Origin of the sequence: Cytobacillus sp. FSL K6-0265 (genome assembly GCF_038003465.1) — a bacterium.
Taxonomy (GTDB): Bacteria; Bacillota; Bacilli; order Bacillales; family Cytobacillaceae; genus Cytobacillus; species Cytobacillus stercorigallinarum.
The window spans coordinates 3,230,989-3,247,097 of the sequence record NZ_JBBOPE010000001.1 but is presented as its reverse complement, the minus strand read 5'-3'; the positions used below and the strand labels follow the sequence as shown (position 1 = coordinate 3,247,097).

Genomic DNA, 16,109 nt, shown 5'->3' with positions numbered 1-16,109 from the left:
CATGAACATCTATGTACTAATGAAAAGAACATTTGATACAGAAGAAAAGATCACAATCTCAAGCGGCAAAATTAATGAAGATGGAGCAGAATTCATCATCAACCCTTACGATGAATATGCAATTGAGGAAGCAATCCAAGTTCGTGATGCACATGGTGGTGAAGTAACGGTTGTTTCTGTTGGGACAGAAGAAGCGGAGAAACAACTTCGTACAGCATTAGCGATGGGTGCTGATAAAGCAGTACTGATCAATACAGAAGATGGCGTCGAAGAAGGAGATCAGTTTACGACATCAAAAATTTTAGCTGAATTCCTTAAAGATAAAGAGGTTGATTTAATTATTGGTGGGAATGTAGCAATCGATGGTGGATCAGGTCAAGTTGGCCCTCGTGTCGCGGAATTATTAGCTATTCCTTATATCACAACCATCACTAAATTAGATATTGAAGGTACAACAGCTACAGTTGTTCGTGATGTAGAAGGTGATTCTGAAGTAATCGAGACTTCTTTACCATTGCTTGTCACTGCACAACAAGGTTTAAATGAACCGCGCTACCCTTCTTTACCAGGAATTATGAAAGCAAAGAAAAAACCTTTAGACGAAATTGAATTAGACGATCTTGATTTAGACGAAGATGATGTAGAAGCGAAAACAAAAACAATCGAAATTTCCCTACCACCGAAAAAAGAAGCCGGAAAAGTGCTTGAAGGTGAATTAGAAGATCAAGTAAAAGAATTAGTCGGTCTACTTCATAACGAAGCAAAAGTTGTCTAATAACGAGCATAAAAGAATAAAAACGTTGGGGGTATAATAATGGCTAGAAAAGTTTTAGTACTAGGTGAAGTAAGAGAAGGTTCATTGCGTAATGTTTCTTTTGAAGCAGTTGCTGCAGCAAAAACATCTGCTGAAGGTGGAGAGGTAGTAGGTGTATTATTTGGTGATTCTGTAAGCGCTTTAGGAGCTGAATTCATTCAATATGGAGCTGACCGTGTGGTTACAGTAGAGGATGAACAGTTAAAACAATATACATCTGACGGTTATTCCCAAGCCTTACTTGCCGTTATTGATCAAGAAGATCCTGAAGGAATTATTTTCGGACATACTGCCCAAGGTAAGGATCTTGCACCGAGGATTGCGGCAAAGCTAGAATCCGGTCTCATCTCTGATGTAACAGATCTAGAAGTTGAGGGTGGTAATTTAGTCTTTACCCGTCCGATTTACTCTGGAAAAGCATTTGAAAAGAAAATTGTAACAGATGGACTTCTTTTTGCTACGATTCGTCCTAATAATATCGCACCACTTGAAAAAGATGAAAGTAGAACTGGAGATGTTTCATCTTTATCTGTAGAAATTAAAAACTTGCGTCAAGTCATTAAGGAAGTTGTACGAAAAGCAACAGAAGGTGTAGACCTTTCTGAAGCGAAAGTCATTGTTGCTGGTGGACGCGGTGTGAAAAGTGAAGAAGGTTTCGAGCCGTTGAAAGAATTAGCAGATGTCCTTGGTGGTGCTGTGGGAGCTTCACGTGGTGCATGCGATGCAGACTACTGTGATTACTCACTTCAAATCGGTCAAACAGGTAAAGTGGTTACGCCGGATCTTTATATTGCCTGCGGTATATCTGGTGCAATTCAACATTTAGCTGGCATGTCCAATTCAAAGATTATTGTTGCCATCAACAAAGATCCTGAAGCGAATATTTTTAAAGTAGCGGATTATGGTATTGTGGGTGACTTATTTGAAGTCCTTCCACTACTAACGAAAGAGTTTAAAGAATTACTTGTAAATGCATAATTTTCGTTTATATCTGATATGAGCGGGTAGACTTGTACTACTCGCTTCTTTATTATGTTGGCAAAAAGATGAATGATGAATAAAATAGACATTGGATCCCTTTTAAAGGTTCAGTATGATACAATAAAAAAATGGGTAATCTATACGAGCAAAATAATAGCATCCATTATTAATCGATGATATACTTTCGATAAGATTTTTTAGTTATTTATTAGGAGGAATATAAATATTATGGCTATCACACATGCAACAGATCAAAACTTTACTGCTGAAACTGGTTCAGGTCTAGTCCTTGCAGACTTCTGGGCACCATGGTGCGGACCTTGTAAAATGATTGGACCAGTTCTTGAGGAAATCGATGGAGAAATGGGAGATAAAGTGAAAATCGTTAAACTTGATGTTGACGATAACCAAGAAACTGCTGGTAAATTTGGTGTTATGAGCATCCCAACTCTTATCGTATTTAAAGATGGTAAAGAAGTAGATAAAGTGGTTGGTTTCCAACCAAAAGAAGCATTAGTTGAATTGCTTCAAAAACATGGTGCATAAGAAGTACCATAAAAACAAACCCCGGCTTCTACTTTAAGAAGATCGGGGTTTTTTACAGTACGATTATGGCAAAATCAGTAAGAAGGGTATGATTTCCTCCTGCAATGATATTCTTTTTAGGTATGGATGTGACAGCTCATTATGAATGATCATATAAAAAATAAATTATCTTTATTACCTGCTCAACCAGGTTGTTATTTAATGAAAGATCGCCAAGGGACAATTATTTATGTCGGTAAGGCGAAAGTGCTTCGTAATCGGGTTAAGTCCTATTTTACCGGTTCACATGATGGAAAAACATTAAGGCTTGTAAATGAAATTGATGATTTTGAATATATTGTAACCTCTTCCGATATGGAAGCATTATTATTAGAGTTAAATTTAATTAAAAAGCATGACCCCAAATATAATGTTATGTTAAAGGATGATAAAAGTTATCCTTTTATTAAATTAACAAATGAAAGACATCCGAGACTAATTACCACGAGAAAAGTAAAAAAAGACAAAGGTAAATATTTTGGACCGTACCCAAATGTGCAGGCGGCCAATGAAACAAAAAGATTATTAGATCGCCTTTATCCTTTAAGGAAATGTAACACCTTACCAGATAGAGTTTGTTTGTACTACCATATCGGCCAATGTCTAGCTCCATGTGTGAATGAAGTAAAGTCAGAAACATACAAACAGATGACAGATGAAATTACTCGCTTCTTAAATGGTGGTTATAAAGAGATCAAAAAAGAACTCTCAACGAAAATGGAGGAAGCGTCTGCCGCGCTAGAGTTTGAAAAAGCAAAAGACTTCAGAGATAAAATGATTCATATTGAAACAACGATGGAAAAACAAAAGATTACGATGACGGATTTTACTGACCGCGATGTGTTTGCTTATGCGGTTGATAAGGGTTGGATGTGTGTCCAAGTGTTTTTTATAAGGCAAGGGAAACTCATTGAAAGAGATGTATCTATGTTCCCAATCTATAATGAGCCGGAAGAAGAGATGCTCACCTATCTCGGACGTTTTTATGAACAGGCTAATCATTTTAAACCAAAAGAAATATATTTGCCAGACTCTGTTGATGTGACGATGGCTGAGCAGCTTTTAGATGTGAAAATATTTATTCCTCAAAGAGGACAGAAAAAAGAACTAGTAAAACTTGCCTATAAAAATGCAAAGATTGCTTTAAAAGAAAAATTCTCGCTAATTGAACGTGATGAGGAAAGAACGGTGAATGCAATTGAAAGCTTAGGTGAGGAGCTAGGGATTTACACACCCTATCGCATTGAAGCTTTTGATAATTCCAATATTCAAGGTACCGATGCTGTATCAGCTATGATTGTCTTTATCGATGGTAAGCCGGCAAAAAGGGAGTATCGGAAATATAAGATTAAGTCAGTTAAAGGGCCAGATGATTATGAATCAATGAGGGAAGTGACGAGACGGAGATATAGTCGGGTTTTAAAAGAAGGGCTACCTCTACCAGATTTAATCATCATTGATGGTGGCAAAGGGCATGTTGAAGTCGTGCGAGATGTGCTTGAGAATGAACTGGGTTTAGATATTCCTTTAGCAGGATTAGTCAAAGATGATAAGCATAAAACATCTCAACTACTTTACGGAAATCCATTAACAATAATCCCTCTTGCTCGAAATAGTCAGGAATTTTATTTACTGCAACGAATTCAAGATGAAGTCCATCGATTTGCCATTACATTTCATAGACAAGTACGTGGAAAGAGCGCTTTTCAATCACTTCTTGATGAAATAGATGGTATCGGAGAAAAAAGAAAAAAGCAGTTATTAAAAGAATTTGGTTCTGTAAAAAAAATGAAATCAGCTAGTGTAGAAGACCTTAGGGAATCTGGCTTACCACTAAAAGTAGCACAAGATCTTTATGAGAAGTTGCATGAATAGTTATTGTCTGAAAAAAACAAATATGGTATAGTGTTTTTAACTTTATATCAAATCACTTTTTAACTTGAAAGTGAAGGTAGAGGTGCGAGCTTCATTAGTAAAAGTTCCTTAGAAGATTGAGCTTCGTTGAAGGACTTTGAAAGGGAATGTTCGCCGAAGTGAAGAAAGACTCAATATTTTCTTCGCTGGTTCTGCATTGAATAAATGCAGGATTGTCAAGACTATCTGTCTTGGAGGGCTATCTCACTGTGTGTACGTAGATTGTTCATACGTTTAACTACACAGCAATGGGATGGGTTTTATCTCATTGCTTTTTTTTATGCCGAATATGGGTAGAAATGTGTTGGTTGTACATACAGGCGGCAGGAAATAGAAACGAATGATTTGAAAGTAGGGGAGAAAAGTGGGCTTAATTGTACAAAAATTTGGTGGAACCTCCGTAGGCTCGGTTGATCATATTCAAAATGTAGCCAACCGTGTCATTGCAGAAAAAAATAATGGTAATGATATCGTTGTTGTTGTGTCGGCCATGGGCAAAACGACTGATCAATTAGTTGGCATGGCAAAAGAATTATCAACCGCTCCAAGTAAGAGAGAAATGGATATGTTGTTATCTACAGGTGAACAAGTAACGATCTCTTTATTAACAATTGCTTTAAATGCAAAAGGGTATGAGGCAACTTCCTTTACGGGCTGGCAAGCAGGGATTAAAACGGAATCAGTACATGGCGACGCCAGAATCACTGATATTGACACAAAACCTGTTTCACAAGAGTTAAAAAAAGGGAGAATTGTTATCGTAGCGGGTTTTCAAGGTTTAAGTGAGACTGGCCAAATCACCACATTAGGTCGAGGTGGTTCCGATACAACAGCAGTGGCTCTTGCAGCAGTATTAAAAGCGGATAAATGTGATATTTACACCGATGTAACAGGTGTGTTCACAACGGATCCTCGTTATGTAAAAAATGCAAGAAAGCTTCCATCTATCTCGTACGATGAAATGCTTGAATTAGCTAATCTTGGTGCAGGCGTTCTGCATCCTAGAGCAGTTGAGTTTGCAAAGAATTATAATGTAAAGCTTGAAGTGCGCTCTAGTATGGAAAGAGAAGAAGGAACAATAATTGAGGAGGTTGCGGAAATGGAAGAGAACTTAGTTGTTAGAGGGGTTGCTTTTGAAGATGATATTACAAGGGTATCTGTATTAGGGATTAAAGACCCTTTAATAAGCCTTTCATCCATCTTTTCACTCTTAGCGAAAGAACATATAAATGTCGATATTATTATCCAAAGTATCACAGATGATAAATCATCAAGCTTATCTTTTTCCATTAAAAACCAAGATCTTACAGAGACTGTTAAAATACTAGAAAAAAATCGAGAAGCATTAAGTTATGATCAGATTGAATGGGAATCACAATTGGCGAAAATCTCGATTGTTGGTTCAGGAATGATCTCAAACCCAGGGGTAGCAGCTGAGATGTTTAATGTATTAGCTGCTAATAACATCGTTGTAAAAATGGTCAGTACATCGGAAATAAAAGTCTCGGCTGTGATAGACCAAGCGCATATGTTAAATGCTGCTCAAGCTTTGCATCAAACGTTTGATTTAGCCGGGGATTTAGTAAAAAATTAAATAAGACAGGAAAATCCAAACAACATTCCAATGCCTTAATAGAATGAAGTTTGGATTTTTTTGTTTACTGTTTACCTATTTATTAGGTATGGATATTGTCCTTTTTATCCCATTTGACTGTGAAGAGAACCTTCCCCCCTTTTTTACGTGGGTGCTCGAAAGTTTCACAAATCACTTCTTTTTTCTGTTCGATTTGTTGAGCAATAAAACCAGCTTCTAACTGGAATGTGGCATGGGCCTTTTCCTTACAACGTTTTTGAATGAGTTCGCTTGTCAACTCGTATTGGATTTCTTTTTTGTTTTCGAGGTTTTTCGTCAAGTTTCCCCAGCCAGCCTCGATAAAGAAGCTGAATAAGTCTTCTTCTGTTTCAAGAGGATATTTACGGGCTAGTCTCTTGCCTGCCCAGTATAAAATATCTGGTGCGTCTTTTCCTAGCAAATCATGTAAAAGTTCTTCTCTAATTAATTCATAACCAAAGGCTGGAATCACTTCTTTGTTTGGTTCGATTGGTTCTGTCATGTTTTCGGTTTCTTCTATTTGGGCTTCTTGAGATGGCATATTATGCTAAATCTCCCCTCTTTCTTAAAGTCTAATATATACAATTTACTTGGAAAAAACGAATACGTACAGTAAAAAGGGAAAAATTTTTAGTTTGTAAAGCTAGTGTAAATTATGGGAATAATCTTAACACTAATAATACCCTGATAAAAATGTATGTTTATGCGTAATAAATGAATATTTTTGCGCATTCTAAGCTATTTTAATATACCGCAAAATAGAGTTAGAAAAAACTATATCAATGGTTTTTTGGGTGAAAGTAGAATAGAAAAAATTTTCGTAATATCGACAAAATCTGTATCCGTTTTCTTGACGCTTATGGGCTATGGGAGTAAAATGGACATGTCATATAAATGTTTTGAAAATGATTTGCATTTTCTTAGTGATGCGAAGGATTTGTTATGTACATATTCAGCGTGTCATGCTACAAATTCAAGGGGGTAAACTTATGGCGGGTAATCGAGAGTTTTTTAATCGCAGATTGCATTCATTACTTGGAGTTATACCTGTTGGGGTCTTTCTAATCCAACACTTAGTAGTGAACCATTTTGCAACTAGGGGAGAAGAGGCATTTAATAACGCATCACATTTCATGGAAAGTCTTCCTTTTAGATATTTCCTAGAAATATTTATTATTTTCTTACCTTTGTTATATCATGCAATTTACGGACTTTACATTGCATTTACAGCAAAAAATAATACTTCAAGATTCGGATTTTTCCGAAACTGGATGTTCTTTGTTCAACGTGTAACCGGTGTAATTACATTGATTTTCATCGTATGGCATGTTTGGGAAACACGTATTGCAGCAATGTTCGGTGCTGAAGTAAATTATGATATGATGGCTGATATTTTGTCTAGCCCATTCATGTTAGTATTTTACATCGTTGGTGTATTATCTGCAATTTTCCACTTTGCAAATGGTTTATGGTCATTCATGGTAAGCTGGGGAATTACAGTATCTCCTAGATCACAATTGATTTCAACTTATGTAACTTTAGTCATTTTTGTCGCATTATCAATTGTAGGTATTCGTGCTATTTTTGCTTTTGTATAATGAATACATACATTTTTCTATAATTTGTTCGGTTTTTAGAGGTATTAGTATTAAGGGAGTGAGTCAGATATGGGTAAAGGAAAGGTTATTGTTGTCGGTGGCGGATTAGCCGGATTGATGGCAACTGTTAAAATTGCTGAAGCTGGCGGACAAGTAGAATTATTTTCTTTAGTGCCGGTTAAACGTTCTCACTCTGTTTGTGCCCAAGGTGGTATTAACGGAGCGGTAAATACAAAAGGTGAAGGGGATTCTCCTTGGATTCACTTTGATGATACAATTTATGGTGGTGACTTCTTAGCCAACCAACCTCCAGTTAAGGCGATGGCAGAAGCAGCACCTGGCATTATACATTTATTCGACCGTATGGGTGTTATGTTCAACCGTACACCTGAAGGATTATTAGATTTTAGACGCTTTGGCGGAACACAGCATCACCGTACTGCCTTCGCTGGTGCGACAACAGGTCAACAATTGCTTTATGCATTGGATGAGCAAGTGCGTCGTCACGAAGTAGCAGGGTTAGTAACAAAATATGAAGGTTGGGAGTTCTTAGGGACTGTCATTGATGATGACGGTGTTTGTCGCGGGGTAGTGGCACAAAACCTACAAACAATGGAGATCCAATCATTCTCAGCAGATGCTGTCATTATGGCTTCTGGTGGACCAGGAATTATCTTTGGTAAATCTACTAACTCTATTATTAACACAGGTTCTGCCGCATCAATCGTGTATCAACAAGGTGCTTACTATGCAAATGGTGAGTTCATTCAAATCCATCCAACTGCGATACCAGGGGATGACAAACTACGTCTAATGAGTGAATCTGCACGTGGTGAAGGTGGTCGTGTATGGACATATAAAGATGGGAAACCATGGTATTTCTTAGAGGAAAAATATCCAGCTTACGGTAACTTGGTTCCTCGTGATATTGCTACACGTGAAATCTTTGATGTTTGTGTAAACCAAAAACTAGGTATCAATGGTGAAAACATGGTTTACCTTGATCTTTCACATAAAGATCCGAAAGAATTAGATATTAAATTGGGTGGTATTATTGAAATTTACGAGAAATTCCAAGGTGATGACCCTCGTAAAGTACCAATGAAAATCTTCCCAGCTGTTCACTATTCAATGGGTGGATTATGGGTAGATTATGATCAAATGACAAATATCCCTGGATTGTTTGCTGCAGGTGAGTGTGATTATTCTCAACATGGCGGTAACCGTCTTGGAGCTAACTCATTACTTTCTGCTATTTATGGTGGTATGGTCGCTGGACCAAAAGCACTTGAATATATTGAAGGATTAGAAAAATCAAGTGAAGATTTATCTTCTTCATTATTTGAAGGTGCAGTTCAACAAGAACAAGAGAAATGGAATAAAATCATGTCTCTTGATGGAACAGAAAATGCATATATCCTGCACAAAGAACTTGGTGAATGGATGACTGATAATGTAACAGTTGTTCGTCATAATGATCGTTTGTTAAAAACAGATGCTAAGATTGTTGAATTGTTAGAGAGATATGAAAATATCAACATTAACGATACAGCAAAATGGAGTAACCAAGGGGCAGCGTTTACTCGTCAATTACAAAATATGCTTCAATTAGCTCGTGTCATTACAATTGGTGCATATAACCGTAACGAAAGCCGCGGTGCTCATTACAAACCAGAATTCCCTGAGCGAAATGATGATGAATTCTTAAAAACAACTATGGCTAAATTCGTTGATGGCAAATCAGCGCCACAATTCCATTACGAAGAAGTGGATATCAGCTTGATTAAGCCACGTAAACGTGACTATACAAAGAAACATTAAGAAAAACTCGATGAAAGGGGAGTAATTAATCGTGTCAGAAGCAGCAGTAAAGTCTAAAACAGTATTATTTCAAATTACAAGACAAGATAGTCCTGATTCAAATCCTTATGTAGAAGAATTTGAACTTGATTATCGTCCAAATATGAATGTTATTTCTGCTCTAATGGAAATTCGAAGAAACCCGGTAAATACAAAAGGGGAGCATACAACACCAATTACTTGGGACATGAACTGTTTGGAAGAAGTTTGTGGAGCTTGTTCTATGGTTATTAACGGCAAGCCGCGTCAATCTTGTACAGCCTTGATTGACCAATTAGAACAACCAATCCGTTTAGCACCTATGAAAACATTCCCGGTTGTACGTGACTTACAAGTTGATCGTAGTCGCATGTTTGATTCATTGAAAAAAGTAAAAGCATGGATTCCGATTGATGGCACATATGATTTAGGTCCAGGACCGCGTATGCCAGAGAAAAAACGTCAATGGGCTTATGAATTATCAAAATGTATGACTTGTGGTGTTTGTTTAGAAGCATGTCCAAATGTAAACAGTAAATCTGATTTTATCGGACCAGCACCACTTTCTCAAGTGCGTTTATTCAACTCTCATCCAACTGGTGAAATGAATAAGGCAGATCGTTTAGAGGAAATTATGGGTGACGGTGGCCTTGCTAACTGTGGTAACTCACAAAACTGTGTGCAATCTTGCCCTAAAGGTATTCCTTTAACAACATCAATTGCCGCGCTTAACCGTGATACAACATTACAATCTTTCAAAAATTTCTTTGGAAGTGACCGTGTGTAATAGTTTTTATAGAACACTGAGGCTTATAGCCTCAGTGTTTTTTTTATTCAATTAAAGTTAAACGTATGTATCTTCATTTAAAAAGCAATGTTATTAATCAAATTGAGTCTTTTGTACTGAAAATTCATAATAATAAAACATAATACCTATTATTTGATTAATAAAAAAAGTACTTTCCGCTTATTTTTGACAAATAATGTAGAATTTTTGTTATAAATAAACACGAATCATAGAAAAACTGGTATATTTCAGTTGTTGAAAGATTAATAATAATTTGAAGGAGGAACAGAATGAAATTAGCTAGTAATCGATGGTTGGCCTTATTGATCATTTTTATGTTAGTATTTTCTAGCTTCAGCCCTCTAGCGGGACAAGCAGCACAAGAAGATGTTTTGACAGTGAGTGAAGCGATTGAAAATAACGAAGGTAATGCAACAGTAGAAGGTTACATAGTAGGTCATACAGTTTCGACGAATAATTACAATTTTAATCCACCTTTCAGTAATGATTATAATATTGCGATAGCTGATGATGCGAATGAGCAAGATGCGTCAAAGATTTTACCTGTTCAAGTGTCTAGTAGTTTTCGAGCGACGTTTGGCTTACAGTCTAATCCTGATATTATAGGTGAAAAAGTACAAATAACTGGGAATCTTGAAGCATATTTTACCGTACCTGGCTTGAAAAATCCAACTGCAATTACATTTGCTGATGGAAACCCTGACGATGGTGAAGAGGAAGAGCCATCGGATGGTATTGAAGGTCTGAGGATTCATGATATACAAGGAGCGGGGCATGCGTCTCCTTATGTAAATCAAAACGTGAAAGCCGTACAAGGTATTGTAACAAAAGTAGTAGATAACAGTAATTTTTATATGCAAGATGATACGCCAGATGATAATCTACATACATCAGAAGGCATACTCGTTTACAAGCCTACGCATCAAGTGAAAGTTGGAGATAGAGTTGCAGTGGATGGGCTTGTGAAAGAATGGGTTCTTGACGGATATAGTGAAAAGTTAGAAACAGATTTAGCGATGACAGAAATCAATGCCCAAAATGGAAGGATAAACATTGAATCATCAGGAAATGACTTGCCAGAAGCCATTGTTTTAGGAAAAGATCTTCCTATTCCTCATGATATTATTGATAATGATGAATTGCAAACTTTTGACCCTGAGGAAGATGGTATCGATTTTTATGAGAGTTTAGAAGGTATGCGCATCGCAGTAGAGAATCCTCAAGTCGTTGCACCTCAAAAATATGGGGAAATTCCTGTCATTGCCAATCAGGAAGAGGATAAACTTTATACTGATCAAGGCGGGATATTATTAACGGAAGATAATGCAAATCCAGAAAGGTTGCATCTTTTATTAGAAGAGGATGATTATGTAGCTAAAACGGGTGATCGTTTTGATGGTACAGTCACCGGTGTAATTAGTTATGGTTATAGCAATTTTAAAGTGTTAGTGGATATGGATTCATTACCAGATCTAATTGAATCAGAAAAAAAAGTAGTAACAACGGAACTTGGCCAAGATGAAGAAAAATTAACGGTTGCCTCTTATAATATAGAAAATTATTATGCAGGTACAAGCCAAGAAAAGACGAATAGAATCGCACAGTCAATGGTCAATGAGTTAAATTCACCTGATATTATTGGTCTTGTAGAGGTACAAGATGATAATGGCCCGACGGATGATGGGACCACAACTGCAAAAGCTAGTTATGAAAAATTAATTGCAGCCATTGCCGCAAGCGGTGGTCCGACGTATGACTGGGTAGATATCGCACCAGAAGACAAGCAAGATGGCGGTCAACCGGGTGGGAATATTCGAGTTGGATATCTCTATAATCCAGAGAGAGTCACATTAAAAGAGGCACCAAAAGGTGGGGCTAACGACGCGGTTGCATATGAAGACGGTCAATTAACATTGAATCCAGGTCGCATTGATCCAACGAACGAAATTTTTCAAGATACAAGAAAATCACTAGCTGCACAGTTTGAATTTAATGGAGAAGATGTGATTATCGTTGCGAATCACTTTAATTCTAAGTCAGGTGATGAACCACTATTTGGGAAGAATCAACCACCAGAATTAGTGAGTGAAGCACAAAGATTACAGTTGGCAGAAGCTGTAAATGGATTCGTGAAAGATATAAAGTCTAAAAACCCAGAGGCGAATGTGGTTGTATTAGGGGATATGAATGATTTTCAATTCACTCAAGTATTAGAAACATTAAAAGGTGAAGAGCTAACGAATATGATTGAGGCTTTACCGGAAAACGAACAGTACACGTATAATTACCAAGGAAATATGCAAGTACTTGATCATATTTTAGTATCGAATCATTTGGTAGAAACCGCCAAAGTAGATGTTTTAAATATCAATTCTCTATACATGGAGGAGCATGGTAGAGCTAGTGACCATGACCCGTTATTAGTTGAGTTAGACATCGCAGTAGAAGAGGAAAATGACGGACCATTTTCAATGAGTATCCTTCATACAAATGATACCCATGCTCATTTAGAAAATGTACCAAGGTTATTTACTGCAGTGAATCAACTAAGAGATGAAAAAGAAAATACACTATTAGTCGATGCTGGAGATGTATTCTCTGGGACATTATTTTTTAATATGTACTTAGGGCAAGCGGACTTACAATTTATGAATCGCTTAGGTTATGATGCTATGACATTTGGGAACCATGAGTTTGACAAAGATTCGCAAGTGCTGGCTGACTTTGTTTCCAATGCAGAATTTCCGTTTGTTAGTGCAAATGTGAATGTTGATAATGATGTGATTTTAAGTGAATTAAAAGTAAATGAGTTTGGTAATCCTGGAGAAAACGGTAAGATTTATCCTGCCATCATTAAAGAAGTAGATGGCGAAAAAGTAGCATTATTTGGCTTAACGACAGAGGACACTTCTTTTTTGGCGAATCCAGATGAAGCCATTGTTTTTGAAGATGCAGTTGAAACGGCTAGCAATACAGTCGCAGCCCTTGAAGAAGAAGGAATTAATAAGATTATAGCACTTTCCCATTTAGGTTATACGCCCGATCAGGAATTAGCTGAAGCTGTTCAAGGAATCGATGTGATTGTTGGAGGCCATTCTCATACGACATTAGAAGAGCCAGTGGTGAAAAATGAAGATGGAGAACCAACTTTAATCGTTCAAGCTAATGAGTATCATAAATATTTAGGCTCTTTAGACATTATTTTTGATGAAGAAGGCGTACTGTCAGAGTGGAATGGTGAGTTACTTGATCTTGTTAGTCAAGATGAGAACGGTGAATATGTTTATGAAGAAGATGAATGGGCACGGAATAAACTTGATGAGTTAAGTGAACCGCTTGAGGAATTAAAACAAGAAGTGGTTGGGTACAGTGAAGTTGACTTGAATGGTGAACGTACTGATGTTCGTACGAAAGAGACCAATTTAGGGAACTTGATTGCAGATGGTATGCTCTCTAAAGCTAATGAATCTGTGCCAACACAAATTGCGATGCAGAATGGTGGCGGTATTCGTGCATCTATTGCTCAAGGTGAAATTACGCTTGGCGATGTTCTTACTGTGTTGCCTTTCGGTAATATGTTAGTCACACTTGATTTAACAGGAGAAGAAATAAAACAAGCATTAGAACATAGTGTAGCAAATATTGAAGAAGGTGCCGGCCAATTTATGCAAGTGGCAGGTCTTCGCTTTAAATTTGACCAAGCACAGCCAGTGGGTGAACGTGTCCATGGCGTTGAAGTGAAAGTAGACGGTGAATATACAGCAATCAATGAAGAGGAAACCTATACCGTTGCGACCAACGCTTTCACAGCCGATGGTGGAGACGGATATGATATGTTCAAAACAGCCAAGGATGAGGGCAGAATGACTGAACTATTTGAAGTGGATTATGATGTGTTTGCCACCTATTTAGAAAACCATAATCCAGTGGCTCCGGATGTGGAAGGAAGAATTATTGCAGAAGAGAAATCAACGGATCCAGGAGAGCCAGGTGAACCAGAAAATCCCGAAGAGCCGAGCGCATGTATTCCAGGCCCTGATACTAGCTGGTCTGAGTGTAAACAAGAAATCATTGATCACATGAAGGATAAGGTAAGAGAATTCACAAGATGGATTTGGGAAATGATTAAAAAGTGGTTTGGATTTTAGGATAGAATATATTTAAAGTAAGCCCCAACACCTTCGTAAAAGAATGTGCTGGGGCTTTTATTGTAGTTAGGGCATCCTGTCCAAATGTCACACAAATCGTTTTAGTATGGCCTATCTTAAATATTATTTAACTTGAATAATCCATTTAAGCCATTACAGGTACAAAATCAGAGAAAGAAACATAAGAATATCTAAGAATTTCTTCTTTTGTATCCGCTTTAAAAAAGATATAATAAGAAAAAGAACGACTGAATGCTCATTCATTTTCAAGGAGGATCTAAAGATGAAAAAAACTGATTATATAGAAAATATTGTGGCATGGGAAGAAGAGTTTACATTTGCTCATCCTGTTAAGGTGCGTTTTTCTGAGACAGATATGTTTGGTCATTTGAATAATACGGTGCCATTTGTATATTTTGAAGAGGCTCGCATCGAGTATTTTAAAAGTCTAAATCTTATGGATGATTGGGTGAAGGAAGAGAACGAAACATTTATTGTTGTCGCAGATCTTCAATGTGACTATATAAAGCAAGTTTTTTTCGATGAGAATCTTTTAATCTATGTTAAAGCGGGCAGGATTGGACAATCTTCGGTAGATATTCATTACATGGGTAAAAGAGAGAATGGTGACATTTGCTTTACAGGTAGAGGAACGATTGTTCAGGTATCTAAATTAACTGGTAAAGGTGCGCCGTGGACCGATGAAATGAAGCATGCTTTTCATGAGAAAATAAATGTACCTCAATCTTAGATAGGGACAGGCGTACATTTATAAAAATAAACATTCTCTACTTCAAGAATTTCAGTCACTCTCATTGTTTATTATACATATGATATGGTGACTAATACACACCCACCCCGCGATTCATGGCTGGCGAAAGGCAAGGAGGGTTACAATACTTGAAGGAGAATGATTATACTCACAAGCCGTTACTCACAAAACGAGAAAGGGAAGTATTCGAGCTGCTAGTACAAGATAAAACAACTAGGGAAATCGCTGGTGAATTGTTTATAAGCGAAAAGACAGTTCGGAACCACATATCTAATGCCATGCAAAAGCTTGGTGTAAAGGGGCGTTCACAAGCTGTTGTAGAGCTCCTTCGTATGGGAGAGCTAGAGTTATAATTTTAGACCGGCAGTCCGACTGGATTGCCGGTTATCAATGTAATAGAGTTTTAGTATTTCTAGGCGGGCGCTATGCTCGTTTTTCTTTTCTTGACATATTTTTTTAGTTTGCTTACAGTTCTCGCTTGAATTTTCTTCTGAAAAAGGTGACAATAAAATGAGGGTTAAAAAGTAACGGAATAACCGAATATTTCGATGATATATAGGAGTGTAGCGAATGAACGTAAGAGAACATAGAAATGAACATGTAAATGAAGTTGTAGCAGATATAGAAAAGGATTTACGATATATTTCTGGAATCATTAAGCAACATGGCCGTGAAATTTTAAGCAATTATACGATTACACCTCCGCAATTTATTGCCTTACAATGGTTATTAGAGGACGGGGACATGACAATTGGCGAATTATCGAATAAAATGTACTTAGCCTTTAGTACAACGACAGATTTAGTCGATCGTATGGAAAAAAGTGAATTAGTAAAAAGAGTAAAAGATCCTAATGATCGCCGCGTTGTAAGAATCCATCTATTGGAGGAAGGCGAAAGAATTATAGAAGAAGTAATCGACAAAAGACAAGATTATTTGCAAGAAGTATTAAAGGATTTTTCCGGTGAAGAGGTCGTTCATTTAAGGGAGAATCTAAGAAAGTTGCATCAAGATATGAAAAGAGATTGAGGCGAGAAG

13 protein-coding genes and 1 riboswitch are annotated in these 16,109 nt (G+C 37.1%); of the genes, 12 read left to right on the top strand and 1 reads right to left on the bottom strand.

Annotation, left to right across the window (positions count from 1 at the left end; genetic code table 11):
- The first annotated feature begins 1 nt into the window (after nt 1).
- From MHH73_RS16390 to MHH73_RS16370, 5 genes are all read left to right on the top strand, one after another.
- The gene (locus tag MHH73_RS16390; protein ID WP_341068151.1) at nt 2-775 is read left to right on the top strand and encodes an electron transfer flavoprotein subunit beta/FixA family protein; all 774 of its coding nucleotides are present in this window, start codon (nt 2-4) and stop codon (nt 773-775) included.
- 39 nt (nt 776-814) lie between these two features.
- Nucleotides 815-1,792: an electron transfer flavoprotein subunit alpha/FixB family protein gene (locus MHH73_RS16385; RefSeq protein ID WP_191810105.1), complete on the top strand. Its 978-nt coding sequence runs from the start codon at nt 815-817 to the stop codon at nt 1,790-1,792.
- Between the two features lie 231 nt (nt 1,793-2,023).
- Nucleotides 2,024-2,341, top strand: coding sequence for a thioredoxin (trxA, locus tag MHH73_RS16380; RefSeq protein WP_191810107.1), 318 nt, complete (start codon nt 2,024-2,026; stop codon nt 2,339-2,341).
- Nucleotides 2,342-2,482: 141 nt separating this feature from the next.
- Nucleotides 2,483-4,255 (top strand): excinuclease ABC subunit UvrC, encoded by a 1,773-nt coding sequence (gene uvrC, locus MHH73_RS16375; RefSeq protein ID WP_341068148.1) that lies wholly within the window; start codon nt 2,483-2,485, stop codon nt 4,253-4,255.
- A 69-nt stretch (nt 4,256-4,324) separates the two neighbouring features.
- Nucleotides 4,325-4,504: riboswitch (Lysine riboswitch) on the top strand.
- A 154-nt stretch (nt 4,505-4,658) separates the two neighbouring features.
- Nucleotides 4,659-5,888, top strand: coding sequence for an aspartate kinase (locus MHH73_RS16370; protein WP_191810111.1), 1,230 nt, complete (start codon nt 4,659-4,661; stop codon nt 5,886-5,888).
- Nucleotides 5,889-5,970: 82 nt separating this feature from the next.
- On the opposite strand, the gene MHH73_RS16365 is transcribed toward MHH73_RS16370, so the two are convergent.
- On the bottom strand, nt 5,971-6,447 hold the full coding sequence (locus MHH73_RS16365; protein ID WP_404826062.1) for a YslB family protein: 477 nt from the start codon (nt 6,445-6,447) through the stop codon (nt 5,971-5,973).
- 448 nt (nt 6,448-6,895) lie between these two features.
- Between MHH73_RS16365 and MHH73_RS16360 the strand changes: the two genes are divergently transcribed.
- The 7 genes from MHH73_RS16360 to MHH73_RS16330 all read left to right on the top strand — a co-directional run bounded on the left by MHH73_RS16360 (nt 6,896) and on the right by MHH73_RS16330 (nt 16,100).
- Nucleotides 6,896-7,504: a succinate dehydrogenase cytochrome b558 subunit gene (locus tag MHH73_RS16360; protein ID WP_191810113.1), complete on the top strand. Its 609-nt coding sequence runs from the start codon at nt 6,896-6,898 to the stop codon at nt 7,502-7,504.
- Between the two features lie 69 nt (nt 7,505-7,573).
- Nucleotides 7,574-9,325 carry a succinate dehydrogenase flavoprotein subunit gene (sdhA, locus tag MHH73_RS16355; RefSeq protein ID WP_191810116.1) on the top strand — a complete coding sequence of 584 codons (1,752 nt, stop codon included), beginning with the start codon at nt 7,574-7,576 and terminating at the stop codon, nt 9,323-9,325.
- A gap of 31 nt (nt 9,326-9,356) precedes the next feature.
- On the top strand, nt 9,357-10,130 hold the full coding sequence (gene sdhB / locus MHH73_RS16350) for a succinate dehydrogenase iron-sulfur subunit (protein ID WP_191810118.1): 774 nt from the start codon (nt 9,357-9,359) through the stop codon (nt 10,128-10,130).
- Between the two features lie 290 nt (nt 10,131-10,420).
- The gene (locus MHH73_RS16345) at nt 10,421-14,299 is read left to right on the top strand and encodes a 5'-nucleotidase C-terminal domain-containing protein (RefSeq protein ID WP_341068143.1); all 3,879 of its coding nucleotides are present in this window, start codon (nt 10,421-10,423) and stop codon (nt 14,297-14,299) included.
- Nucleotides 14,300-14,582: 283 nt separating this feature from the next.
- Nucleotides 14,583-15,050 carry an acyl-CoA thioesterase gene (locus MHH73_RS16340; RefSeq protein ID WP_191810122.1) on the top strand — a complete coding sequence of 156 codons (468 nt, stop codon included), beginning with the start codon at nt 14,583-14,585 and terminating at the stop codon, nt 15,048-15,050.
- Nucleotides 15,051-15,199: 149 nt separating this feature from the next.
- On the top strand, nt 15,200-15,424 hold the full coding sequence (locus MHH73_RS16335; protein WP_066191568.1) for a helix-turn-helix domain-containing protein: 225 nt from the start codon (nt 15,200-15,202) through the stop codon (nt 15,422-15,424).
- Nucleotides 15,425-15,641: 217 nt separating this feature from the next.
- Nucleotides 15,642-16,100, top strand: a complete 459-nt coding sequence (locus tag MHH73_RS16330; RefSeq protein WP_095372354.1) for a MarR family winged helix-turn-helix transcriptional regulator — start codon at nt 15,642-15,644, stop codon at nt 16,098-16,100.
- Nucleotides 16,101-16,109 lie beyond the last annotated feature (9 nt).

Bases quoted from the DNA above. Each gene is read 5' to 3' on its own strand.
- MHH73_RS16340 (WP_191810122.1), top strand. From the start codon at position 14,583: ATGAAAAAAACTGATTATATAGAAAATATTGTGGCATGGGAAGAAGAG.
- uvrC (WP_341068148.1), top strand. From the start codon at position 2,483: ATGAATGATCATATAAAAAATAAATTATCTTTATTACCTGCTCAACCA.
- MHH73_RS16385 (WP_191810105.1), top strand. From the start codon at position 815: ATGGCTAGAAAAGTTTTAGTACTAGGTGAAGTAAGAGAAGGTTCATTG.
- sdhA (WP_191810116.1), top strand. From the start codon at position 7,574: ATGGGTAAAGGAAAGGTTATTGTTGTCGGTGGCGGATTAGCCGGATTG.
- MHH73_RS16360 (WP_191810113.1), top strand. From the start codon at position 6,896: ATGGCGGGTAATCGAGAGTTTTTTAATCGCAGATTGCATTCATTACTT.
- MHH73_RS16345 (WP_341068143.1), top strand. From the start codon at position 10,421: ATGAAATTAGCTAGTAATCGATGGTTGGCCTTATTGATCATTTTTATG.
- MHH73_RS16365 (WP_404826062.1), bottom strand. From the start codon at position 6,447: ATGCCATCTCAAGAAGCCCAAATAGAAGAAACCGAAAACATGACAGAA.
- MHH73_RS16330 (WP_095372354.1), top strand. From the start codon at position 15,642: ATGAACGTAAGAGAACATAGAAATGAACATGTAAATGAAGTTGTAGCA.
- trxA (WP_191810107.1), top strand. From the start codon at position 2,024: ATGGCTATCACACATGCAACAGATCAAAACTTTACTGCTGAAACTGGT.
- MHH73_RS16390 (WP_341068151.1), top strand. From the start codon at position 2: ATGAACATCTATGTACTAATGAAAAGAACATTTGATACAGAAGAAAAG.